19 protein-coding genes and 1 pseudogene are annotated in these 22,560 nt (G+C 52.1%); 8 read left to right on the top strand and 12 right to left on the bottom strand.

Annotated elements, in window-relative coordinates; all coding sequences use genetic code 11:
• Window positions 1–4 precede the first annotated feature (4 nt).
• The 10 genes and pseudogenes from UNDKW_RS16395 to UNDKW_RS16350 all read right to left on the bottom strand — a co-directional run bounded on the left by UNDKW_RS16395 (window position 5) and on the right by UNDKW_RS16350 (window position 8,571).
• Entirely contained in the window at window positions 5–316 is a 312-nt protein-coding gene (locus UNDKW_RS16395; protein WP_197892905.1) for a hypothetical protein, read from the bottom strand.
• A 297-nt stretch (window positions 317–613) separates the two neighbouring features.
• Window positions 614–1,273, bottom strand: a complete 660-nt coding sequence (locus UNDKW_RS16390) for a hypothetical protein (RefSeq protein ID WP_162059538.1) — start codon at window positions 1,271–1,273, stop codon at window positions 614–616.
• Window positions 1,274–1,402: 129 nt separating this feature from the next.
• Window positions 1,403–2,875 (bottom strand): ribonuclease G, encoded by a 1,473-nt coding sequence (gene rng / locus UNDKW_RS16385; protein WP_162059537.1) that lies wholly within the window; start codon window positions 2,873–2,875, stop codon window positions 1,403–1,405.
• A gap of 21 nt (window positions 2,876–2,896) precedes the next feature.
• Complete coding sequence (locus UNDKW_RS16380) at window positions 2,897–3,514, bottom strand: nucleoside triphosphate pyrophosphatase (protein WP_162059536.1); 618 nt, start codon at window positions 3,512–3,514, stop codon at window positions 2,897–2,899.
• 20 nt (window positions 3,515–3,534) lie between these two features.
• Window positions 3,535–4,005, bottom strand: a complete 471-nt coding sequence (gene rlmH, locus UNDKW_RS16375; protein WP_162042034.1) for a 23S rRNA (pseudouridine(1915)-N(3))-methyltransferase RlmH — start codon at window positions 4,003–4,005, stop codon at window positions 3,535–3,537.
• A 98-nt stretch (window positions 4,006–4,103) separates the two neighbouring features.
• The gene (gene rsfS / locus UNDKW_RS16370) at window positions 4,104–4,856 is read right to left on the bottom strand and encodes a ribosome silencing factor (protein WP_162059535.1); all 753 of its coding nucleotides are present in this window, start codon (window positions 4,854–4,856) and stop codon (window positions 4,104–4,106) included.
• A gap of 5 nt (window positions 4,857–4,861) precedes the next feature.
• Window positions 4,862–5,572 (bottom strand): nicotinate (nicotinamide) nucleotide adenylyltransferase, encoded by a 711-nt coding sequence (gene nadD / locus UNDKW_RS16365; protein WP_162059534.1) that lies wholly within the window; start codon window positions 5,570–5,572, stop codon window positions 4,862–4,864.
• Window positions 5,563–6,461: pseudogene (gene hemF / locus UNDKW_RS16360) on the bottom strand (oxygen-dependent coproporphyrinogen oxidase). The gene nadD and the pseudogene hemF overlap by 10 nt, the downstream one beginning before the upstream one ends.
• A 108-nt stretch (window positions 6,462–6,569) precedes the next feature.
• Window positions 6,570–7,844 (bottom strand): phosphoribosylamine--glycine ligase, encoded by a 1,275-nt coding sequence (purD, locus tag UNDKW_RS16355; RefSeq protein WP_162059533.1) that lies wholly within the window; start codon window positions 7,842–7,844, stop codon window positions 6,570–6,572.
• Window position 7,845: 1 nt separating this feature from the next.
• A complete protein-coding gene (locus tag UNDKW_RS16350) occupies window positions 7,846–8,571 on the bottom strand; it encodes a YebC/PmpR family DNA-binding transcriptional regulator (RefSeq protein WP_162042029.1) in 726 nt (241 codons plus the stop codon).
• 130 nt (window positions 8,572–8,701) lie between these two features.
• On the opposite strand from UNDKW_RS16350, the gene UNDKW_RS16345 reads away from it, so the two are divergent.
• The gene (locus tag UNDKW_RS16345; RefSeq protein ID WP_162059532.1) at window positions 8,702–10,345 is read left to right on the top strand and encodes a helicase HerA-like C-terminal domain-containing protein; all 1,644 of its coding nucleotides are present in this window, start codon (window positions 8,702–8,704) and stop codon (window positions 10,343–10,345) included.
• A gap of 69 nt (window positions 10,346–10,414) precedes the next feature.
• On the opposite strand, the gene UNDKW_RS16340 is transcribed toward UNDKW_RS16345, so the two are convergent.
• Window positions 10,415–10,585, bottom strand: a complete 171-nt coding sequence (locus UNDKW_RS16340) for a hypothetical protein (RefSeq protein WP_162059531.1) — start codon at window positions 10,583–10,585, stop codon at window positions 10,415–10,417.
• A 218-nt stretch (window positions 10,586–10,803) separates the two neighbouring features.
• Between UNDKW_RS16340 and UNDKW_RS16335 the strand changes: the two genes are divergently transcribed.
• The 4 genes from UNDKW_RS16335 to UNDKW_RS16325 all read left to right on the top strand — a co-directional run bounded on the left by UNDKW_RS16335 (window position 10,804) and on the right by UNDKW_RS16325 (window position 15,306).
• A complete protein-coding gene (locus UNDKW_RS16335; protein WP_162059530.1) occupies window positions 10,804–11,715 on the top strand; it encodes a DMT family transporter in 912 nt (303 codons plus the stop codon).
• Between the two features lie 29 nt (window positions 11,716–11,744).
• On the top strand, window positions 11,745–12,719 hold the full coding sequence (locus UNDKW_RS16330) for a quinone oxidoreductase (protein WP_162059529.1): 975 nt from the start codon (window positions 11,745–11,747) through the stop codon (window positions 12,717–12,719).
• An 11-nt stretch (window positions 12,720–12,730) separates the two neighbouring features.
• Window positions 12,731–12,877 carry a hypothetical protein gene (locus UNDKW_RS30025; protein ID WP_174244949.1) on the top strand — a complete coding sequence of 49 codons (147 nt, stop codon included), beginning with the start codon at window positions 12,731–12,733 and terminating at the stop codon, window positions 12,875–12,877.
• A gap of 170 nt (window positions 12,878–13,047) precedes the next feature.
• Entirely contained in the window at window positions 13,048–15,306 is a 2,259-nt protein-coding gene (locus UNDKW_RS16325) for a DUF1631 family protein (protein ID WP_162059528.1), read from the top strand.
• 44 nt (window positions 15,307–15,350) lie between these two features.
• On the opposite strand, the gene UNDKW_RS16320 is transcribed toward UNDKW_RS16325, so the two are convergent.
• Complete coding sequence (locus UNDKW_RS16320; RefSeq protein WP_162059527.1) at window positions 15,351–15,986, bottom strand: DUF4136 domain-containing protein; 636 nt, start codon at window positions 15,984–15,986, stop codon at window positions 15,351–15,353.
• Window positions 15,987–16,275: 289 nt separating this feature from the next.
• On the opposite strand from UNDKW_RS16320, the gene pepN reads away from it, so the two are divergent.
• From pepN to ilvD, 3 genes are all read left to right on the top strand, one after another.
• Window positions 16,276–18,954, top strand: coding sequence for an aminopeptidase N (gene pepN / locus UNDKW_RS16315; RefSeq protein WP_162059526.1), 2,679 nt, complete (start codon window positions 16,276–16,278; stop codon window positions 18,952–18,954).
• Window positions 18,955–18,994: 40 nt separating this feature from the next.
• Entirely contained in the window at window positions 18,995–19,996 is a 1,002-nt protein-coding gene (locus UNDKW_RS16310; RefSeq protein ID WP_162059525.1) for a class 1 fructose-bisphosphatase, read from the top strand.
• Between the two features lie 400 nt (window positions 19,997–20,396).
• Window positions 20,397–22,274 (top strand): dihydroxy-acid dehydratase, encoded by a 1,878-nt coding sequence (gene ilvD, locus UNDKW_RS16305; protein ID WP_162059524.1) that lies wholly within the window; start codon window positions 20,397–20,399, stop codon window positions 22,272–22,274.
• The last annotated feature ends 286 nt before the right edge of the window (window positions 22,275–22,560 follow it).

Raw genomic sequence — 22,560 nt, 5'->3', positions numbered from 1 at the left:
AGGGCTACTTTTTTGCGGATATTTTTTTGATATCTTCGATCTTGGATTTCAAGGCCTTCAACTCATCCAGCGACTTGGATGCCCTGGGCGACAAAGTTTCAGTCTCTTTGACGATATCCAAAAGTACATCAGTGATCAGGCCCAACTGTGTACCGTATGACGCAGCATTGAATACTTGCTCTTCTATAGCAGCATCCCCAGAAACAGGCGGAATCATGGACGTGAACCAGGTCGTTCTAGGCTCAATCTTTTGTGCAACACTGCCACTCCAGGGAAAGTGAACCTGTGGTGACCACACCCAAAGCCATGGATACATGATAGCTCCTTGTTTTGATAAAACTTGCGGACAGGGGAAAATGAAACGCGGTTTCGGTACTCTGAAAAGCGGTGAATCCAAATTCTGCAACTTTACTCTGGTGAACGAATTGCTTCGATAGATGTTGCCTAAAAAATATCATCTTTTATGACAATGTGCAATCAACATTTGCTGCATTGTGCAGCGCAGCAACATGATTCTAGTTTGGGAATAACTTGCATCATTAGGAAAGGCTGGGCCTGCTTGATTGGAAACCAAAATCAGCCAGGGATGCTGAGACTATACGATTTAAGAGACTTATCGCCCGATGCATGTAGGAGATTGGTCCACCAGTGATCGCTTAGCCCATTCTGGCGCATCGCGCGGGTCGGGTTTATCGCCGTTGAAGTCAGCTAACACCTGCTCAGTCTGATCATCTCGCTGCCAGTGCAATTTTCCATTGGCTGTAAAGATCAGGCGATTGCGTTGGTCGCGGCCTGACCATTCTGCTCCTGCCACTTCATTACTGGATGATTTGCGTTCTCCACCGCTGGAAATAACTTCCAGTCCAAGAGGAATATGCTCAGGGTGAGCTTTACACGAACGACCGTTTTCGAGGGAAATTATGCGGTTCGTTATAAAATAACCGCCACCACCCCAAGTATGGCCCTGTGGCCAGAGTCCTAGCGCATGTAGCCAGGGCAGGCGACTGACAGCTGTCCAGGATGATTCATAGCTCGTGTAGCCGCGTCGCTTCTGAAACACAAAATAGAGTAACAGTTCGCCATCTGGCGACAGGTCGCAACGTTGAGGGTATAAGCGGCCGCGCATCCATGCACCAGATTCAAAGACGTCGTTGCGGGTATCCCAGCGAATGACGTGAAACCAGTTGGTTGGTCCTCGTGCGAAGATTGCTGCTACATGCGCTTCCTTGGCAAAAATAACGAATAGTCTTGGGCTGGGTGGTGGAGTACTCATGGATCACACGGATGTATTGCTTGATTTGAACAAGTGAAGTTTGGTGCAGGCGCATGAATCCCTTCATGCCTTGGCAGGGCCGACATGAAGAGATTCACGGGTCTTATTCTGAGTACTCTGTATCGCGCATCACATCAAAATAATATCGTACTGCTCCTGATGAAACACATTCTCCACTTGCAGCGAGATAGGTTTGCCGATGAAGTCACCGAGCATGGCCAGGTGCTGGGATTCTTCTTCGAGAAACATGTCTACCACGACTTGGGAAGCCATGATGCGGAATTCTCTGGGGTTGAATTGCTTGGCTTCGCGCAGCAGTTCGCGCAGGATTTCGTAGCAGATGGTGCGGGCGGTTTTGACCTGGCCTTTGCCGCTGCAGGCGGGGCAGGGCTCGCATAGTACGTGGGCCAGTGATTCACGGGTGCGTTTGCGGGTGACTTCTACCAGGCCGAGGGCAGAGAAGCCGGATACGGAGAGTTTGGTGCGGTCGCGTGATAATGCTTTGTTGAGTTCGGCCAGCACGGCGGTCTTGTGTTCTTCATTCTCCATGTCGATGATGTCGAGAATGATGATGCCGCCGAGGTTACGTAATCTTAGTTGGCGGGCGATGGCGTGGGCGGCTTCGAGGTTGGTCTTGAAGATGGTGTCATCGAAATTGCGGCCAGCGACGAAGCTGCCGGTGTTGACGTCGATGGTAGTCATGGCCTCGGTTTGGTCGACGATGAGGTAACCGCCAGATTTCAGATCGACGCGGCGGCCCAAAGCTCTTTCGATTTCTTCTTCTACGCCATGCAAATCAAACAGCGGGCGCTCACCTATGTAGTGTTGCAGCTTGCCTAGTACGGATGGCATGTAGTGCGTCGCAAACTCTTGCAGCATGATGTAATTTTCACGCGAATCGACTTGTATGCTGTCGGTTTCTTCATTGACGAAGTCGCGCAGTACGCGTTGTGCCAGGTTCAGATCCTGGTACAACAGAGTAGTCGGTGGATGGGTCTTGGCGAGTTGCAGTATGGTGGACCAGGTGCGGCGCAGGTAATCAACGTCGGCTTTGAGGTCTTCATCGGAGGCATCTTCTGCCATGGTGCGGACGATGAAACCACCTTTTTCATCTACTTGCTGCAGGTTTTGTACCTTGGTGCGCAGAGCCTCGCGTTCCGCTTCGTTTTCTATTTTTTGCGAGATGCCGATATGTGAGTCTTGCGGCAGATAGACCAGCATGCGGCCTGCGATGGAAATCTGTGTCGAGAGGCGTGCGCCCTTGGTGCCTATCGGGTCTTTGACGACTTGCACAGTCACTGACTGGCCATCGAACAGCAGTTTTTCTATCGGTGTCAGTGGCGCATTGGTATTGCCATTGGCATCCTGAGGGCGGGCATCCCAGATGTCGGCAACATGGAGGAAGGCGGCGCGTTCCAAGCCTATGTCGATAAAAGCAGACTGCATGCCAGGCAAGACGCGCACGACTTTACCCAGGTAGATATTGCCGACCAGACCGCGTGACAATGTACGTTCTATATGGAGTTCTTGTACCGCACCCTGGAACATCAGGGCAACACGGGTTTCTTGAGGGGTGATATTGATGAGGAGGTTTTCGCTCATAAGCTTCTCTGATACTTCAATTTAGGGAATAAAGATACCTGCCTGACGAAGTAGCTGGCAGGTTTCAAATAAGGGTAATCCCATGATGCCAGAATAACTGCCTTTGATGTGTGAAATAAAACGGGCAGCCGCACCCTGTATGCCATAGCCACCGGCTTTGTCATAGGGTTCATTACTATTGCAGTAGGCCAGTATCTGCTGTTCATCGAGGTTGGCAAAACTGACTTCTGAACGTTGTGTGACTGCTGCGCGGCCCAGTGCTGAATGCACGGCAATGCTGGTCAGTACTTGATGGGTCTGGCCTGCCAGCATGCTCAGCATTTGTATGGCTTCTTGCTTGTCGGCAGGCTTGCCCAGTATTTGCTTGCCGAGTACCACAGTGGTGTCGGCGGCAAGCACGGGGCGTGGCAGCATTTTGCGCAGATGCATGATTTCCCATGCCTTGTCTGCTTTTTCCTGGGTGACACGGCTGACATAGGCTTCTGGTGCTTCGCCGGGCAAGACGATCTCGGTTACATCTGGCCCGCGTGGTGGGGCATCACGCAGCAGCAAGAGGTCAAACTCTATGCCTGCCTGGTGCAGCAGTTCGCGGCGTCTTGGGCTTTTGGATGCCAGGTAGATTTTATTTTCTTTTAGCATGGCGGTCTCCTTGGTATGACTTATACCCGGTGATAAGGGTGGTTCTGGGTAATTGACCAGGCGCGGTATAGCTGTTCAGCCAGCAGCACTCGTACCATGCCATGTGGCAGGGTCAGGCTGGAGATGCGGATCAGGGTATCGGCCCTGGCCTTGAATTCTGCATCGAGGCCATCAGCACCACCGATGATGAAGACCACATCGCGGCCATCCTGCTGCCATTGCGTGAGGTTTTGCGACAGGGCGACGCTGGTCCAGTCCTTGCCGCGTTCATCCAGGGCGACGATGCGCGCATTCTTGGGTATCACGGCTTCGATTTTGGTGCGTTCCAGTGCCATGACGGTTTCAGCAGTTTTGCTGCCCGAGCGTTCTACCGGTTTGATTTCTTTGAGGATGACACGGCATTCTGGCGGCATGCGTTTGGCATACTCCTGAAAGCCTGTTTCTATCCAGGAGGGCATTTTGTGACCGACGGCGGCGATGATCAATTGCATGTTTGTGTCTGTTTGCTGCAAGTAGTAGATTGAAACCTGGTCTGCTTAAACAAATGGCTGCACGAGGCAGCCATTTGAAATAGTACTGTAACAGAGAATTATTCCTCTGTTGCTTTCTTACGTGCCGGAGCGCGTTTTGCTGGCGCTGCAGCAGCATTGGCAGTGCGTTTTTCTGCGGCTTGCTTGGCAGAGGCAACTGCAGTTTTAGTCGCTGCTACTTTAACGCGGGCACCGGTTGGTATCTTGGCAGGTTTGGCAGCAGTAGTGCCATCAGCAGCTTTGCGGGCTGCCGGTTTGCGTGCTGGCTTGCCATCTGCATCGCCAGTAGTTTTGGTGACGCGTGGTTTGCGCGCTGGTTTCTTTTCATCTTCCAGCGTGGTCTGGATAGCCATCATGTCATGCGTGACTTCCAGCGGAGCAGCTTTGCCAGCCACTTTACGCACGCGCTTAGGCTTGTCGCTGGCTTCATCAGCATCAGCAGCTTCGGTTTTTTTGCCGGATGTGCGCTTGGCTGCACCGAGTTTTACCGGTTTGTCGCCCCATAACTCTTCGAGACGGTAGTAAGCGCGGATGGCTGGCTGCATGATGTGGACGACGATATCGCCCAGATCGACCAGTACCCATTCGCCGGTCGCTTCACCTTCCATACTGACGATAGTGCCGCCGTTTTCCTTGACTTTGTCGCGTACGGACGCGGCCAGAGCCTTGGTTTGACGGTTGGATGTACCAGATGCGATACAAACACGGTCAAACAGGCTGGTCAGGTGAGAGGTTTCAAACAATTGTATGTCTTGTGCCTTGACGTCTTCCAGAGCGTCAACGACCAGGGTTTGCAGTTTTTTAATATCCATATTTTTTATTGGTAGATAGTTTGTTGTTGTAGGTAGTCTAGCACCTTGTGCGGGACTAGCAATCTTGTTGTCGGGTTATGCTGTTTTAATTCAGTACGTAGTTGGGTCGCAGATACATCTTGCGCCAGATTTCTCTCCAGATAAGTGCCACCGGCTGGCCGTGTGCGCATTTCCAGGGCGCTGATGGCATTTTTCTTCCAGATGTCAGCAATGTCGGGGCTGCTGATATCGAGGCTGAAACCCGGGCGTGATGCAGCACACAAATGCGCTACCTCAAGCAAGGCTTGCCAATTGCGCCAGGTGTGCAAATTTTGCAACTGATCTGCACCCATGGCAAATACCATTGATGCCTCATCGCCAACTTCTCTGCGTAGCTGGTGCAAGGTATCGATGGTGTAATTACTTTTACCCTGTTCTGCGCGGATGATTTCTTGTTCATCTATGCTGACAGGGCAGAGTTGCCAGTCTTCAAATGCCAACTTCAGCATGGCCAGTCTTTGTGTTGCTGTAGCTTGCAACTCATTCTTTTGCCATTGCTGGCCCACAGGGATGATGCGCAATTCATCCGGCTGCAATGCCGTCGCCAGGCTATGGGCAAGGGCGACATGCCCCAGATGCACAGGGTCAAAGCTGCCACCCAGTACCAGGATACAAGGTGGTGCTGCAGTTTCCGTAGTTTCCGCAGTTTCCGCAGTTTCCGCAGTTTCTATAACCATTCCCGGTGTACCAAAAAGTCTGTAGCCAGTGCTGCTTCCGGGCTACCTGCCTCCGGTTTCCAGTCATAGCGCCATTTGACGATGGGGGCATGGACATCAGTATGGACTCTGTCCTGCCGCCAGACTGCAGGCCAAAATGCGTGCCGCGGTCAAATACCAGGTTGAATTCTACATAGCGGCCACGGCGATAAGCCTGGAAATCACGTTCACGTTCGCCATACTCCTGCTCTTTGCGACGTTCCAGGATAGGGCGATAAGCCGGGATAAAGGCATCACCCACACTACGCATCATGGCAAAACTGCTGGCAAAATCCTGCTCATTGAAATCATCAAAGAAGATGCCGCCTACGCCACGCGCTTCTTTACGGTGTTTCAGGTAAAAATACTCGTCACACCATTTCTTGAAGCGGGCATGCAAGTCTGCACCATAAGGCTGGACCGCCATTTTACAGGTTTGGTGGAAATGCACCGCATCTTCTGTAAAACCGTAATACGGCGTCAGGTCCATGCCGCCGCCAAACCACCAGACATCTTCCTGTCCTTCGGCGCGGGTGGTGAAAAAGCGCACATTCATATGCACGGTAGGCGCATAGGGGTTACGCGGATGCAGGACCAGCGAGACACCCATGGCTTCCCACTGACGGCCAGCCAACTCAGGGCGGGCAGCAGCGGCGGATGGTGGCAGGTTTTTACCCATGACATGGGAAAAATTGACGCCGCCACGTTCAAATACCTTGCCTTCTTCTATCACGCGCGAGATACCGCCACCGCCTTCAGGGCGTTCCCAGCTATCTGTAATAAAAGTATGGCCATCAACTTCTTCAAGAGCCGCGACTATAGCAGCCTGCAAGCCCAGGAAGTAATTTTTAACCGCAAGTGTATCTGTCATTCTGCTATCTACTCTAAAAAACGCAAGGGGCTGGACTAGTCTTTGGACTATTCTCAACCCGCTTTAAAAGACCGGTGGCGCACATGAAACATGTACGCCTGGCAAGGATTAATGCTTGCGGTTCAACGCACGCCAGCCTATGTCACGGCGATATTGCATGCCGTCGAAATGGATTTTTTCGACCACGTCATACGCATGTTTTTGCGCCAGTTTGACGGTGTCGCCCAGGCCAACCACGCATAACACACGGCCACCGGTCACGTTCAAGGTCTTTTCATTGAGCGATGTACCAGCATGGAAGGTTACCGTGTCTGCTGTTTCTGCCGGGATGCCGGTGATCTTGTCACCTTTGCGCGGCGCATCTGGGTAGCCAGCGGCGGCCATGACGACACCCATGGCGGTTCGCCTGTCCCATTCCAGCTCAACCGTATCGAGCGTGCCATTGACTGCGTGTTCAACGACATGCAGCAAATCTGTTTTCAGGCGCGCCATGATGGGCTGGGTTTCCGGGTCGCCCATGCGGCAGTTGAATTCCAGGGTTTTTGGATTGCCCTGGTCATCAATCATCAGGCCTGCATACAAAAAGCCGGTAAATACGATGCCATCCTTGGCCATGCCTTGTACCGTAGGCACGATGATTTCGCGCATGACACGGGCGTGCAGTTGTGGCGTCACGATAGGAGCAGGGGAGTAGGCACCCATGCCACCAGTATTCGGGCCTTCGTCATTGTCGAGCAAGCGCTTGTGATCCTGGCTGGTTGCCAGTGGCAAAATATTCTTGCCATCAACCATGACGATGAAACTGGCTTCTTCGCCTGCCAGAAACTCTTCGATGACGACGCGTGCGCCAGCATCACCGAGCTTATTGTCAGACAACATCATATCGACGGCTGCATGCGCTTCTTCAGCGGTCATGGCAACCACCACGCCTTTACCAGCCGCCAGGCCATCGGCCTTGATGACGATAGGTGCGCCCTTGGCATTGATATAGTCGTGCGCAGGAGCCAGCTCAGAGAACGTCTGGTATTCAGCCGTAGGGATAGCATGCCTGTGCATGAAAGCCTTGGCGAAATCCTTGGAGCTTTCCAGCTGTGCAGCTTCTTTGCTCGGGCCAAAGATTTTCAGGCCACGGTCGCGAAAAATATTGACGATGCCGGCTGCCAGCGGCACTTCAGGGCCTACTACGGTAATACCTATGTTTTCTTGCTCAGCAAAGTCTGCCAGTGCTGCCGGGTCTGTGATGTTGATGTTTTTCAGGCGGCTGTCAGCAGCGGTACCACCATTGCCGGGGGCGACAAAAATGGTTTGTACGCGTTCAGATTGTGCGAGTTTCCAGGCGAGGGCATGTTCACGGCCACCAGAGCCGACTACGAGTAATTTCATCTTAATCTTCTATGATGGCGTTGGTGAATACTTCTTGTACATCGTCGAGGTTTTCGAGGGCGTCCAGCAGTTTTTGCATCTTGATACCTTCATCACCAGCAAATACGGTCTCAGTATTTGGCTTCATGACGACTTCAGCGACTTCTGCCTTGAAACCGGCTTTTTCCAGGCTGGCACGCAGGTCAGACAGGCTGAATGGTGCGCAGATGACTTCGATACCGCCTTCTTCATCTGTAATAACATCGTCAGCACCGGCTTCCAGGGCGGCTTCCATCAGGGCGTCTTCATTCGTGCCTGGGGCAAAGAACATCTGGCCGCAATGCTGGAACAAAAAGGCAACCGAGCCTTCAGTACCCATATTGCCACCGTATTTGTTGAAGGCATGGCGTACTTCAGCCACGGTGCGTACGCGGTTGTCGGTCATGCAATCGACGACAATGGCGGCACCACCTATGCCATAACCTTCATAACGTACTTCTTCGTAATTTGCGCCTTCCAGTGTGCCCGCGCCGCGTTGTATAGCGCGCGTGACGTTTTCTTTTGGCATATTGGCGTCCGCCGCCTTGTCTACTGCCAGACGCAGGCGCGGGTTGGAATCGACATCCTCACCACCCATGCGTGCTGCAACCGTGATCTCCTTGATCAGACGCGTCCATATCTTGCCGCGTTTGGCATCAGTTGCTGCTTTTTTATGCTTGATATTGGCCCATTTACTATGTCCTGCCATGATCGCTCTTTCCTGAATTGACAATAGCTCACCCTGAGGGCGGCAATTTTGCCTGGCTTGGTTTTATAATGAAGACCAGTATTTTACCATAGTGGCACCGACCGACTTCCCCAAATCACCCTCCAAAACTATGTCAAAACCTCTGTTGATCGCTAAAAACACCGAATTCGACTTGAATTTATTGTCAGACTGGGCCAATCGCCATGGTTGTATCACTGGTGCTACGGGGACTGGCAAGACGGTTACCCTGCAAACGCTGGCCCAGGCTTTTTCTGCCATAGGTGTGCCAGTCTTCATGGCGGACGTCAAAGGTGACCTGTCCGGCATGGCCAAGGCAGGCAGTGCAACGGGCAAAATCCAGCAGAGACTGCAAGCCCTGCAACTTGATGAACCCAAATGGCAGGCTTGCCCGGTGACATTCTGGGACGTGTTTGGCAAGCAAGGCCACCCGGTGCGTGCCACGGTATCTGACCTCGGCCCCTTGCTGCTGGGCCGCATGCTGAATCTGAATGATACTCAGGAGGGCGTTTTGCAACTGGCCTTCAAGATCGCCGACGACCACGGTTTGCTGCTGCTTGATACCAAGGATTTGCGCGCCATGCTGCAATACCTGGCCGAGAATGCGCCTGAATTCCAGACAGAATACGGCAATATCTCTGCCGCCAGTGTTGGTGCTATCCAGCGTTCATTGTTGACGATCTCGGAGCAGGGCGGCGAGCAATTCTTTGGCGAACCCATGTTGAATCTGGATGACATGATGCAGACTGACGGCGATGGCCGGGGTTTTGTGAACATCCTGGCGGCAGATCAGTTGTTGCAATCGCCACGTCTGTATTCGACCTTTTTGCTATGGATGCTGTCTGAATTGTATGAGCATTTGCCTGAGGTTGGTGACGTCGATCAGCCCAAGATGGTGTTTTTCTTTGATGAGGCCCATCTGCTGTTTGATGAGGCACCCAAGGTCTTGCTGCAAAAGATAGAGCAGGTGGTGCGCCTGATACGCTCCAAGGGTGTGGGTGTGTATTTTGTCACACAAAACCCGCTGGATATTCCTGATACTGTGCTGGGGCAACTCGGCAACCGTGTTCAGCATGCCCTGCGTGCCTATATGCCCAGGGATCAAAAAGCAGTGCAGGCTGCGGCAGAAACTTTCCGACCCAATCCCAAGCTCGATACTGCAGCGGTGATTGCCGAGCTGGGTGTTGGTGAGGCGCTGATTTCCTTTCTTGATGATAAAGGCAGGCCCAACATCGTGCAACGTGCCTTGATCGTGCCGCCATCGTCACAGATAGGGGCGATAACGGCGGATGAGCGCCAGCAAGTCATGCAAGCTTCCATCGTTGCAGGTGTGTATGAGAAGCACATAGACCGTGAATCTGCTTATGAAAAACTGACAGGCAGGGTGGCAGCGCGTGCCGCTACCGCAGATAAAGAAGAGAATCTGCAACCAGGTAGCAGGGAAGAGCCTGCAGTTGCAGATACCAATGGCTGGGGTAATGCGCCCTCGGCTTCGTCTGCGCCGGCAGCACCAGCAGCGCCAAGTCGCCCCGTATTCAATTCAGGCCGTGCGGCACAGCCTGCGCCTGCACAGGAAAGTGGCGGTGGTGTAGGTGATACGCTGAAAAGCGTGTTTGGCAACCTGCTCGGCGGCGGCGGTTTGCGCCGCAAGGATAATGTGGTCGAGACCATGATCAAATCGACGGTCAGGACCATGGGTTCTCAGGTGGGGCGTGAAATTATTCGCGGTGTGCTAGGTTCCATCCTGAAGAAATGAGCTTGCTGGTATTTCACGCGGCATTGCACATCTAGCAGCAGAGCCCAAAAGCTCTGCTGACAAGGAAAATTATTCCTGATCAGGGTTGTTCTTGACCAGACGCCTGAAAATGCTGTTCAGGGAGCTGTCGTTTTGCTTTGGCGATACATCCTTCGTCTGTCTTTGCGGCGCAGCTGTCGTCATCGCACGTTTTGGACGGAGCACCGGTTGATTGGCATATTGTAAGCGTGGCGTGTACATTTGATTTTCTCCAGCAATGTGGTTCACGAAAATCAGTGTATTGAAAAATGCATTATTTAATAGTCACACAAAGTCAAATTTGGCAACTAAATGTCAAATACGGTGTGAAACATTGTCAGTTCTTTTCTGTGTGGAAATTATTTACTTTCTGCCTGGTAATTTATGTGTGAAATTACGGATTCAGACCATGTAACAGTTTTTCCCTCATTCAGAGATTTATGCTTACAGAACAAACGAAATTACTTGCCCGCCGCCATTACCTGACTGGTCTTGCCATCGCCCTGATTGGTGCCATCCTGTTTTCTACCAAGGCTATCGTTGCCAAACTGATTTATCGCTACAACGTCGATGCGGTGACACTGATCTGTTTTCGTATGGCGTTTTCCTTGCCTATTTTTGCTGGAATTGCCATCTGGCAAATGCACAAGGGCGGCAGCCTCAGCAAAGCAGACCGCTGGCGTCTGGTGGCTTTGGGGCTGGTTGGTTATTACCTGTCATCTTTCCTGGATTTTCTCGGCTTGCAATATATCAGCGCTGGTCTGGAGCGTCTGATCCTGTTCCTGACGCCGTCCTTTGTCCTACTGATATCTGCCTTCTTTTTGAAACGTGCTGTCAGCAGACTGGAGTGGGCAGCCCTGGTCGTGTCTTACCTGGGCATCGTCCTGGTGTTTTTTCATGATCTTAAGCTGGGTGGCGATTATGTGCTGCTAGGCTCTGCCCTGGTGCTGGGGGCGGCAATTTCTTATGCCATCTATCTGATACAGTCGGGGCAACTGGTGCAAAGACTGGGTTCCCTGCGTCTGGTGTCGTATGCGATGTGTGTTTCCAGTGCTGCTTGCATAAGCCAGTTTTTTATTTTGCGTCCTGCCAGCATGCTGGTGCAGCCGCTTGCTGTATATTCATTATCTATCGTGAATGCCATCATGTGTACGGTATTGCCAGTGTTTATGACCATGATTGCGGTAAAGCGCATAGGCGCAGCGACAGCTTCGCAGGCTGGCATGATAGGCCCGGTATCAACCTTGTTCCTGGGCGCTTACTTTATTGGCGAACCCATCACTGGCTGGCAGCTGGCTGGGACAGTATTGGTCATGGGCGGCATGTACTTGCTGTCCAGAAAAAAAGCCTAAACGCAGAAAAACTTATTCAGGAGAGGTAAATGGTCAAGGCAATCCGCATACAGCAAACCGGTGGTCCGGAAGTCATGGAATATGTCGACGTAGAGCTGGGCAAGCCCGGCCCGGGTGAGGTGCTGGTAAGCCAAAAGGCTTGCGGCCTGAATTTTATTGATGTGTATTTCCGCACCGGTTTATATCCGCAAGCGCTGCCGGGTGGCCTGGGCATGGAGGGGGCTGGCGTCGTAGAGGCCATAGGGCCGGACGTGAAATATGTGCAGGTTGGCGACAGGGTGGCTTACGCGGGAAGGCCAACCGGCGCCTATGCCGAGGCTCGCATTATGCCGACAGATAATCTCGTGCGCCTGCCTGACAGCATCAGTTTTGAAACTGCCGCCGCCATGATGCTGCAGGGCTTGACGGTGCAATACCTGTTTCATCGTACTTTCCCTTTGCAGGGCGGGGAAACAATATTGTTTCATGCAGCCGCTGGCGGCGTAGGCCTGATTGCCTGTCAGTGGGCACGTGCCATCGGTGTCACCATGATAGGTACGGTGGGCTCGGATGAGAAGGGCGAGCTGGCCAAAGCGCATGGTTGTGCCCATGTCATCAACTATAACAAGGAAAATTTTGTTCAGCGTGTCCGTGAAATTACAGATGGAAAAGGCGTGCCTGTCGTCTATGATTCCATAGGCAAGGATACTTTCATCCCGTCGCTTGATTGTCTTTCGCCGTTGGGCATGATGGTCAGCTTTGGCAATGCCTCTGGTCCTGTACCTGCTTTCAGTCTTGGCGAGCTTGCCTCACGTGGCTCGCTGTTCATTACCCGCCCCAGTTTGATGAGTTATACGGCCAAACGTGATGATCTGGAGCAAATGGCTGCTCACTTATTTTCCATGGTCGAGAGCGGCAAAGTTAAAATAGACATACGCCAGCGCTATCCCTTAAGTGAAGTGGCGCATGCGCACCGTGAGCTGGAGGCCCGCAAAACAACAGGTTCCAGCATATTGATTCCCTGAAGTAAGAAAATATGACAGAAGTAACACCACCATCAAAAACACAGGCAGAAAAAGACAGTGGCAGCCCAAAATTTGGAAGGCTGCTGCTGGTACTTATTTTTGCAGTTATGCTCATAGTAGTTATTACGCTGGGGTCAGAGGCTTACTATACTAATTAGCGAGGCTTGAATACCGGGCAGTGCAATTTTGCAGCTTTGTTGTTTTACTGCACTATTCCGTAGGATTCTGGCATTGCGCAAGCCTGTGTGGCTTGGCAGAATGCAAGTTTTTGGGCGCACACGCAGGCGCCTGAGTATGATTTATAACCTGAGCATAATAAAAAAGAGCGATGGATACCATTCCACTGAATAATGCCAAGACGAGCGAATTTTCCAGCTCTAGCCGCTTGCTGATACTGCAAAGTCTGGTGCCTATCGCCACCAATCTGGTTTCCTCGCAAATTGAGGCATTTGCAGGGCGCCTGACTGAGTCCCTGTTTAAGCTGTCTGACCAGACTGTCAGGCCGGAAGAGGTTGCCACGAGTTTTGCTGCTTACCAGCAATTAAAGCGCAATGGCACCACCTTCTACCGCCTGGTTGCAGGGCAGGTCAATGCGGCGCTTGCCAAAGAAGTCAGTGTCGTCAATACCCGCAAGCGTGCCAGGACGGACGAAGGCAAGCAGGATTTTTCCCTGGTCAGTTTTGAAGAAATGGAGAGCAAGGTGCTCAGCCGTAACCTGAGCCAGTCGCTGGAAGTCACCAATGCAGAGTTGCTGGTTGCCCTGAATGTGCGCATAGGCCATATCCTGCGCCGCACACCCATCAGTGTTTCGCAAAACCCTTTTCGCCCGGAATTATTTGTCAAGGCTGTCCATCAGGCATGGATGGAGCTGGAACCCAATCCCGAAACCCATCACCTGATCTTGCGCTTGCTGCGGCCAGAATTGTTCCTGCAACTTGGCGCCATTTACCGCGAATTGAATCAGGCCCTGGTAGAGCGCGGTATTTTGCCAGAACTGAATGATGGTTATCGTAACAAGCAAAAAAAGAACATGATGTCTGGCTCAGACGATATCAGTAACCGTGACCCTTATCTGGAAAACAAGCTGCGCAATATTTTCTCAGGCAATGCGCCCGCCGGGTCCTTTGGTAATACAGTAACCGGAGGTGGCGGTGGTAACGGGGGCGGCGGCCCTGCCATGGATGGTGGAGGCATGCCTTACACTGGTGGGCAAGATGCTGGCGGTGGCAATGGCAGTGGAAACGGCGGCGGTGGAGGTGGCTATGGCGGTGGTAGCGGTGGTGGTGGCAGTGGTAATGCGCCCGACATGGTCACCATAGACAGGCAGTTTTTTGATTACCTGACGAGCGTACAAAGAGATTTTTCTGCCAATCCCATGCCCACAGATACGGCGCATCTGCGGCAATTGTCGCAGCAGCCCAATGCTGGTGGCCTGACCCATATAGACCAAAGCACGATAGAGTTGCTGGCGCGTATCTTTGACTATGTCTTTAATGACACTAGCATACCCGCCGATATCAAGAACCTCATCAGCCAGTTGCAGATACCGACTTTGAAAGTGGCTTTGCTGGACAAGGATTTCTTTTTCAAGGAAAGCCATCCTGCCCGGGTATTGATAGACACACTGGCAAAATCCAGCGTCCTGCTCAATAGCGACACCACTTCAGAAGACCCGCTCTATCAGATGATAGAAGGCATAGTTGAAAGGGTGCAGCAGGATTTTGACCAGCAGATAGAACTGTTTTCAGATGTCGTTGCTGACCTCGAAGCCTTCCTCAAGGATGAAGAACAGCAAACCGAAGTTGCCATCAGTGAACCGGTAGCCGTCGCGCTGAAGCAGGAAAAAATGCGCCTGGCGCGCGAGTTTGCCGAAAATGATGTTGCCATCCGGGTAGAAACTGGTGAGGTTGCGGGTTTCCTCGAAACCTTCCTCAAGGAACAATGGATCAGGATTCTGACGATATCGCATAACGTCAAGGAAGAAAAACCCAACGCCCTCGAAAATGCCCTGCGGACGATGGATGACCTGATCTGGAGCCTGAAACCCAAGAACAGTGCAGAAGAACGCAAGGAGCTGGTCAGCAAACTGCCAGCCATGCTGTCTTTGCTGAATGCCTGGCTCAATGCGATCAAGTGGGATGAGCCAGAACGCGTTATCTTCTTTTCCAAATTGGCTGAGCGCCATGCCGCAATTGCCCGCGCCCCGCTGGAATTCTCACCACGTCGCCAGCTGGAAATTGCCGTCAATATCGCCCAGCGCGCCAGTGAAAAACGCCTGAACCGTCATGTGCAGGATCAGATAGAACAACCGGTAGATGAATGGGCGCGCGTTATTGAGACCATGGAACGCGGCATCTGGGTTGATTTTACGAGACAGAATGGTGTTACCACGCGCTTCAAGCTGGCCTGGGTCAGCCCCAAGCGTACCCGCTATATCTTCACGAATCGCCAGGGGCATGATGCCTTCTCGGTTTCCAGCGAAGAATTGATTACCCAGTTCCGCGAGGGCAGGGCGATACAGATTGTGGCTGAATCTGTGGTCGATCGCGCGCTGGTCGAGGCATTGCGCGACCCTCCGGCAACTTAACCAGTACAAGCAGTGTAGTCACTCCATCAGAGTGACTATGCCGGTTAATCCTTGACGGTCAATTCCACCTTGCTGGTGCTGCCATTCTTGCCCGGGAAGTCCTTGAGCGCGCTATCCATCAGATAAGGAATATACAGCGAAATCTCAGGGTTGAATTGCTCTGTACTAGCCTTGATGTCAGCCAGTTTCTTGTTACCGTTCAATTCAGTGATGCGAATTTGCAACTGGTGCAGATAGGTGCAGCGCACGCTGATATCCGTCCATCCACGGGGGTAGCCGGGCCAGCCCCAGTATCCCGGATAATAAATATAGTGGCGGCGATAAATGCCACGGCTGAAATGCAGGCCCCAATAGGGGTCATAGATACCAGGTTGCCAGAACGGCGAGGCCTGGATTTCCCTGAGAGTACTGGCATACTGCAATTCAACTTTCAGGACAGGCGCTGTGCCAGTCTCCACCTCCTTGAAGCCCAGATTTTGCAGACGGGTTTTGAGCAAATCTTCATACAGTTTGTGCTCGGGATTGTTTTCCTGCCCGGGTGCACGTTCAAAGATGTAAGACTTGTCTTGTGTGGCGCCTGGCCATTCGTGGAAGACGCTGACCTGGCTCGTGAATGTTGTCGCACATCCGCCCAGCAGCAAACTGCAGGCCAGGGCGAAGAATAAGGTGAACTTTTTCATTTTTACCGCTCCTTCAAACATACTTTTACTCTAGTTCTATAGTATGCCTGATTAAGAAAATTTGTTGCTCTTACTGTAACGGGTTGTATCGACTTTGTTACCAGGTCTTGATTTACATGCTGGTCAGGCCAGATCAGTAAAAATTTGATGGTTTTACCAAACTTTCTGCCTTATTTTGCGTCTATTCAAGTGAATTTATCCCTGTAAGTGCGCAGCTTGGTAAAATGGCGGTCTTTGCAGGGTTCAAAAGACTTTGTCATTCAACTTATTTTCGCGAGATATTCCATCCATGCGTAACGATATTGCCAGCAAACCAGAGACAATTTTCCGTAAAGACTATGTAGCCCCGGGATTTTGGGTAGATACGGTCGAAATGGGTTTCGACCTTGATCTGAGTGCCACCCATGTAGCCACCCGTATGACCATGTGCCGCAATCATGACAGCAGCGAGAAAGACCTGGTCTTGTTTGGCGAATCCCTGAAATTGCTGCAACTGCGCATGAATGGCGTGAACCTCAAAAAGTCTGCCTACAAGATAGAAGGCGAGACCCTGCGCATAGCCAATGCCCCGGACGAAGTCACGCTGGAAATTGAAACCCTGATCAATCCGCTCAAGAATACCTCCTTGTCCGGCCTGTACGCATCCAACGGTAACTTCATTACCCAGTGCGAGGCAGAAGGTTTCCGCAAGATCACCTGGTTCCCGGACCGTCCTGACGTCATGGCGAAATATACCGTCATGCTGCGTGCCGACAAGAAAAAATTCCCTGTGCTGCTCAGCAATGGCAATCTGATCGAAGAAGGTGACCTCGGTGATGGCCGTCATTTCGCCAAATGGGAAGACCCGTTCAAAAAGCCTTCTTACCTGTTCGCCCTGGTGGCTGGCAAGCTGGTTTGCCAGGAAGAAGACTACAAGCTCAAGTCCGGCCGCAAAGCCTTGCTGCAAGTCTGGGTAGAAGATGGCAATCTGGATAAGACCCAGCACGCCATGGATTCTCTCAAGAACAGCATACGCTGGGATGAAGAACGCTTTGGCCTGGAGCTGGACCTTGACCGCTTCATGATCGTTGCCACTGGCGACTTCAATATGGGCGCGATGGAAAACAAGGGCTTGAATATTTTCAATACCAAGTTCGTGCTGGCGAATCCATCTATCGCTACTGACGTTGACTATGCCGGCATAGAATCCGTCGTAGGTCATGAATACTTCCATAACTGGACAGGTAACCGCGTCACTTGCCGCGACTGGTTCCAGTTGTCGCTGAAAGAAGGCCTGACAGTTTTCCGTGACCAGGAATTTTCTGCCGACCTGGTGGGCACAGCCACTGGCCGTGCCGTCAAACGCATAGAAGATGTACGTCTGCTGCGCCAGGTACAGTTCTCTGAAGATGCAGGCCCTATGGCCCATCCTGTACGCCCTGATTCTTTTGTAGAAATCAATAATTTCTACACCGTCACGATTTATGAAAAAGGTTCAGAAGTCGTACGCATGTATTACACCTTGTTGGGTCATGATGGCTTCCGCAAAGGTATGGACCTGTATTTTGAGCGCCATGATGGTCAGGCCGTTGAATGCGATGACTTCCGCGCTGCGATGGCAGATTCCAGTGGCCGTGACCTGACCCAGTTTGAGCGCTGGTATAGTCAGGCTGGTACGCCACGCGTGAAGGTCGAGGCGACTTATGATGCAGATGCACAGATTTATTCCATCACCCTGAGCCAGTCTTGCCCTGCAACGCCAGGCCAGACAGAAAAACTGCCTTTCCACATCCCGGTTGCCATGGGCTTGCTGGGTGCAGATGGGAAAGATATTCCTTTGCATAGCGCAGCGTACGAAGCAAAGGCTGGTGCGACCAGTCTGGTGCTGGAACTGACAGAAGCCAGCCAGACTTTTGTCTTTACGGGCGTTAGCAGCAAACCAGTACCATCATTGTTGCGCAATTTCTCTGCTCCAGTCGTGCTGGAAATCGACTACAGCGATGAAGAACTGGGCCTCTTGCTGGCCAATGACAGTGACCCATTCAACCGTTGGGAAGCTGGTCAGCGTCTGGCTACACGCCGCCTCGTCAAACTGACGACTGCTGTACAGCAGGGCGAAGAGCTGAGCCTGGACAGCATGTTCATCGAAGCCCTGCGCGCTACCCTGAACGATGCCAGCCTCGACCCGGCTTTCCGTGAACTGGTGCTGACACTGCCATCCGAAGCCATGATCGCTGAAGAATTCAAGGTAGTAGATCCACAGGCCATCCATACCGCACGCCAGTTTGCCCGCGCCACCATCACAGAACATCTGCGTGCTGATTTGCTGAGTGCTTACGAAGCTCACCTGACACCTGGCAAATACAGCCCGGATGCACAGTCCATGGCAAAACGTGGATTGAAAAACCTGGCCCTGTCTTATCTGCTTGAATGGTCGGACGAATCTACTTTTGAGCTGGCGAAAACCCAGTTTGATGAAGCAGAAAACATGACAGACCGCCTGGCTGCGCTGACTGCATTGACTAACTTCAGTGGCAATGACAAGCAAGCCAAATCGGCAGCCAAGTCCTTGAAAGCTTTCTATAAAGACTTCAAGAAAGAAGCCCTGGTCATCGACAAGTGGTTCATGTTGCAGGCAACTGCACGCACCACTGATGTTGCCAAGGTGCGTGAATTGATGACGCATCCGGCTTTCACACTAAACAACCCTAACCGTGCGCGCAGTTTGACGTTCGCTTTCTGCAATGCCAATCCATCCCGCTTCCACGCCGCTGATGGCAGTGGTTATGCCTTGTGGGCAGAACTGGTGATTGCTCTCAATAAACTCAACCCGCAAGTCGCAGCCCGCCTGGCACGCAGCATGGACCGCTGGAAAAAATATCCTGAGAGCCTGCAAGTGCACATGAAAGCCGCTTTGCAAAAAGTGGCTGACACCAAGAAACTGTCGAAAGACGTGCTCGAAGTCGTTAGCAAGGCCCTGGCTTCATAAAGAATTTAAAAGTCACTGAAATAGAAACTGAAAGAACAACATGAAACGTGTAAGCCTCACCCAATACCTGGTCGAAGAACAACGACTGAATAACTCGATCCCGGCAGAATTGCGTCTGTTGATTGAGGTTGTCGCCCGCGCCTGTAAGACTATCAGCCATGCGGTAGGCAAGGGCGCGCTGGGTGAAGTGCTTGGTACGGCGGGCAGTGAAAACATCCAGGGTGAAGTACAGAAAAAACTCGACATCCTGTCGAATGAAATCCTGCTTGAAGCCAATGAATGGGGCGGCCATCTGGCAGCGATGGCGTCAGAAGAAATGGAAAGTATCCATCCGATACCGAATCGCTATCCGCAGGGCGAATACATGTTGCTGTTCGATCCACTCGATGGCTCCAGCAATATCGATGTCAATGTCTCCATCGGTACTATCTTCTCGGTATTGAAAGCACCGGATGGCATGGGCAAGCCAACCGAGCAAGACTTTTTGCAACCCGGCAGCAAGCAGGTCGCCGCTGGTTATGCGGTATATGGCCCGCAAACAGTGCTGGTGCTGACAACGGGTAATGGCGTCAATTGCTTCACCCTCGACCGTGAAATGGGTTCATGGGTGCTGACACAACGCAATATGCAAATCCCGGCAGATACCAAGGAATTTGCCATCAACGCCTCCAACACCCGTCACTGGTATCCACCAGTCACGCGCTATGTCGACGAAATGCTGGCAGGCGGCACTGGCCCGCGCGGCAAAGAATTCAATATGCGCTGGATCGCCTCCATGGTCGCCGATGTACACCGCATCCTGAACCGCGGCGGCATCTTCATGTACCCGGCAGATATGCGTGAACCGGACAAAGCAGGTAAGCTGCGCCTGATGTACGAAGCCAACCCCATGTCCTTCATCGTGGAACAGGCTGGCGGCGCATCGACAGACGGCAAACGCCGTATGCTGGACATACAGCCAGAAAAACTGCACCAGCGTGTGGCGGTGTTCCTCGGTTCAAAAAATGAAGTGGAAAGAGTGACGCAATACCATCAGGAATGATGGAGTCATGATTCTTAAAAACGCGAAGTATGAGCTTCGCGTTTTTTTGTGCCTGTCGTGTTTTGAGTAAAGACCTCTCAACACAGGGGAAGGAAAGACTTCTTGCAAGAAGTCTTCGTTGCGCAGGCGTGTGGCATACCAGACTACGCGTCCCGCACGAATTCCCTGCTACACCACGGAGACACAGAGAAAGGCAAGAGAAAACCTGAGCATCTTTTTAAAATTTGATTTTCTCGGTGTTTACTCTGTGTCTCGGTGCCTCTGTGGTGAGTCTTTAGGTCTTGAATTTAATTAATACTCAATTCGACCTAATTCTCAATAAATTCCATATTTGACATATGATTATACGAAGCGCATGCTCATATAACATTTTCATTTTATCGCCAGCCTGGAGTCAGACATGCCCGCATACCGTTCCCGTACCACCACCCATGGCCGCAATATGGCCGGTGCCCGCGCCCTGTGGCGCGCGACTGGCATGAAAGATGGTGATTTCGACAAGCCTATCGTTGCTGTCGTCAATTCCTTTACCCAGTTCGTGCCTGGCCATGTGCATCTGAAAGATCTGGGTCAGATGGTGGCGCGTGAGATTGAAGCGGCTGGTGGCGTGGCCAAAGAGTTCAATACGATAGCCGTGGATGATGGCATCGCCATGGGCCATGGAGGCATGCTGTATTCACTACCTTCACGCGAACTGATTGCTGATTCGGTTGAGTACATGGTCAATGCGCATTGTGCTGATGCCATGGTCTGTATCTCCAACTGTGACAAGATCACGCCCGGCATGCTGATGGCTGCGATGCGTTTGAATATTCCTGTCGTGTTTGTTTCCGGTGGCCCTATGGAAGCGGGCAAGGTGCTGGAGACTTTGCACCCCAAGCAGACTGGTGAACAAAAGATCATGAAGATTGATCTGGTTGATGCCATGATCAAGGCCGGTGACAGCAATGTATCGGATGAAGAGATAGGCCGTATAGAGCGTTCTGCCTGTCCGACCTGCGGTTCCTGTTCTGGTATGTTCACAGCAAACTCGATGAACTGCCTGACCGAAGCGCTTGGATTGTCCTTGCCAGGCAATGGCACGATATTGGCGACGCATGCTGACCGCAAGGAATTGTTCCTGCGCGCTGGCCGCCTGGTGGTGGAGCTGGCCAAACGCCATTATGAGCAGGATGATTATTCCATCCTGCCACGTTCCATCGCCAATAAAGCCACTTTTGAAAACGCCATGGCGCTTGACGTTTCTATGGGCGGTTCTACCAATACCGTTTTGCATTTACTGGCTGCTGCACATGAGGCTGGCGTGGACTTCAAGATGGCCGATATTGACCGCATCTCACGAAAAGTACCTTGTCTGTGCAAGGTAGCACCGATGACCGATAAATACCATATCGAAGATGTCCATCGCGCAGGTGGCATTATCTCCATCCTCGGTGAGCTGGCACGCGCTGGTTTGCTCGATACCACACGCCCGACCGTACATAGCCCGACCATGGCAGATGCGATTGCGCAGAATGATATCGCGGTGACTGACAATGTGGCAATCCGCAAACTGTTCAGCGCTGCACCGGGTGGTGTGCCTACCCAGACGGCCTTCTCGCAAGACAAACGTTTTGACAGCCTCGATACTGACCGTGAAACTGGTTGCATACGCGACAAGGCGCATGCTTATTCGCAGGATGGTGGCCTGGCGGTCTTGTATGGCAACCTGGCAGAAAAGGGCTGTATCGTCAAAACCGCAGGCGTCGATGAAAGCATCTTGAAATTCACCGGCAAGGCTCGTGTGTTTGAAAGCCAGGACTCTGCAGTAGAAGCCATCCTCGGTGACTCCGTACATGAAGGTGATGTCGTCATCATCCGTTATGAAGGCCCCAAAGGCGGCCCCGGCATGCAGGAAATGCTGTATCCAACTTCGTACATCAAATCCAAGGGCCTGGGCAAAGCCTGCGCCTTGTTCACTGATGGCCGTTTCTCTGGCGGTTCGTCCGGCCTGGTCATCGGCCATGCCTCGCCAGAAGCTGCTGAAGGTGGAACGATAGGTTTGGTGGAAGAGGGCGATATCATAGAGATCGATATTCCGGCCCGCACGATTAATCTCAAAGTCAGCGACGCCGACCTGGCACAGCGCCGGTCAGCCATGGAAGCTCGCGGGCCAGATGCCTGGCAGCCGGTAGGCCGTGAGCGTTATGTCTCGCAAGCCTTGCAGGCTTATGCTGCTTTGGCAACATCGGCTGATCGTGGTGCAGTCAGGGATATTACACAGTTGCAGCGTAGATAAGAATCTGGAGTAGGTAGCTGGTCTGCTTGCGAAGCCATGAGGAAGAGAGCACCTTGCAAAAGCAGGTGCTCTTTTTTTTCGGGGAAACGCTCTACTCCGGCAACTACTTGCTTTTCTGGATGCAGACCCTATATAGCTTTAGTTAAATCTGGTTAGCTTTGATTAAGAATAAAACGCCCGTTCGCAGCGGCAGGTAGAAAATGCCTGTCTCGTTTATACTCTAGCCTTGGCCGATGTAATCAACGCCACTGATGGCGCTAAGCCAGGCAATAATCCATAAAAAGAA

The organism is Undibacterium sp. KW1 (assembly GCF_009937955.1).
GTDB lineage: Bacteria > Pseudomonadota > Gammaproteobacteria > Burkholderiales > Burkholderiaceae_D > Undibacterium.
The sequence above is the reverse complement of the archived record's forward strand: the minus strand, read 5'-3'. Positions and strand labels throughout refer to the sequence as shown.

Bases quoted from the DNA above. Each gene is read 5' to 3' on its own strand.
- UNDKW_RS16395 (WP_197892905.1), bottom strand. From the start codon at position 316: ATGTATCCATGGCTTTGGGTGTGGTCACCACAGGTTCACTTTCCCTGG.
- UNDKW_RS16390 (WP_162059538.1), bottom strand. From the start codon at position 1,273: ATGAGTACTCCACCACCCAGCCCAAGACTATTCGTTATTTTTGCCAAG.
- rng (WP_162059537.1), bottom strand. From the start codon at position 2,875: ATGAGCGAAAACCTCCTCATCAATATCACCCCTCAAGAAACCCGTGTT.
- UNDKW_RS16380 (WP_162059536.1), bottom strand. From the start codon at position 3,514: ATGCTAAAAGAAAATAAAATCTACCTGGCATCCAAAAGCCCAAGACGC.
- rlmH (WP_162042034.1), bottom strand. From the start codon at position 4,005: ATGCAATTGATCATCGCCGCCGTCGGTCACAAAATGCCCTCCTGGATA.
- rsfS (WP_162059535.1), bottom strand. From the start codon at position 4,856: ATGGATATTAAAAAACTGCAAACCCTGGTCGTTGACGCTCTGGAAGAC.
- nadD (WP_162059534.1), bottom strand. From the start codon at position 5,572: ATGGTTATAGAAACTGCGGAAACTGCGGAAACTGCGGAAACTACGGAA.
- purD (WP_162059533.1), bottom strand. From the start codon at position 7,844: ATGAAATTACTCGTAGTCGGCTCTGGTGGCCGTGAACATGCCCTCGCC.
- UNDKW_RS16350 (WP_162042029.1), bottom strand. From the start codon at position 8,571: ATGGCAGGACATAGTAAATGGGCCAATATCAAGCATAAAAAAGCAGCA.
- UNDKW_RS16345 (WP_162059532.1), top strand. From the start codon at position 8,702: ATGTCAAAACCTCTGTTGATCGCTAAAAACACCGAATTCGACTTGAAT.
- UNDKW_RS16340 (WP_162059531.1), bottom strand. From the start codon at position 10,585: ATGTACACGCCACGCTTACAATATGCCAATCAACCGGTGCTCCGTCCA.
- UNDKW_RS16335 (WP_162059530.1), top strand. From the start codon at position 10,804: ATGCTTACAGAACAAACGAAATTACTTGCCCGCCGCCATTACCTGACT.
- UNDKW_RS16330 (WP_162059529.1), top strand. From the start codon at position 11,745: ATGGTCAAGGCAATCCGCATACAGCAAACCGGTGGTCCGGAAGTCATG.
- UNDKW_RS30025 (WP_174244949.1), top strand. From the start codon at position 12,731: ATGACAGAAGTAACACCACCATCAAAAACACAGGCAGAAAAAGACAGT.
- UNDKW_RS16325 (WP_162059528.1), top strand. From the start codon at position 13,048: ATGGATACCATTCCACTGAATAATGCCAAGACGAGCGAATTTTCCAGC.
- UNDKW_RS16320 (WP_162059527.1), bottom strand. From the start codon at position 15,986: ATGAAAAAGTTCACCTTATTCTTCGCCCTGGCCTGCAGTTTGCTGCTG.
- pepN (WP_162059526.1), top strand. From the start codon at position 16,276: ATGCGTAACGATATTGCCAGCAAACCAGAGACAATTTTCCGTAAAGAC.
- UNDKW_RS16310 (WP_162059525.1), top strand. From the start codon at position 18,995: ATGAAACGTGTAAGCCTCACCCAATACCTGGTCGAAGAACAACGACTG.
- ilvD (WP_162059524.1), top strand. From the start codon at position 20,397: ATGCCCGCATACCGTTCCCGTACCACCACCCATGGCCGCAATATGGCC.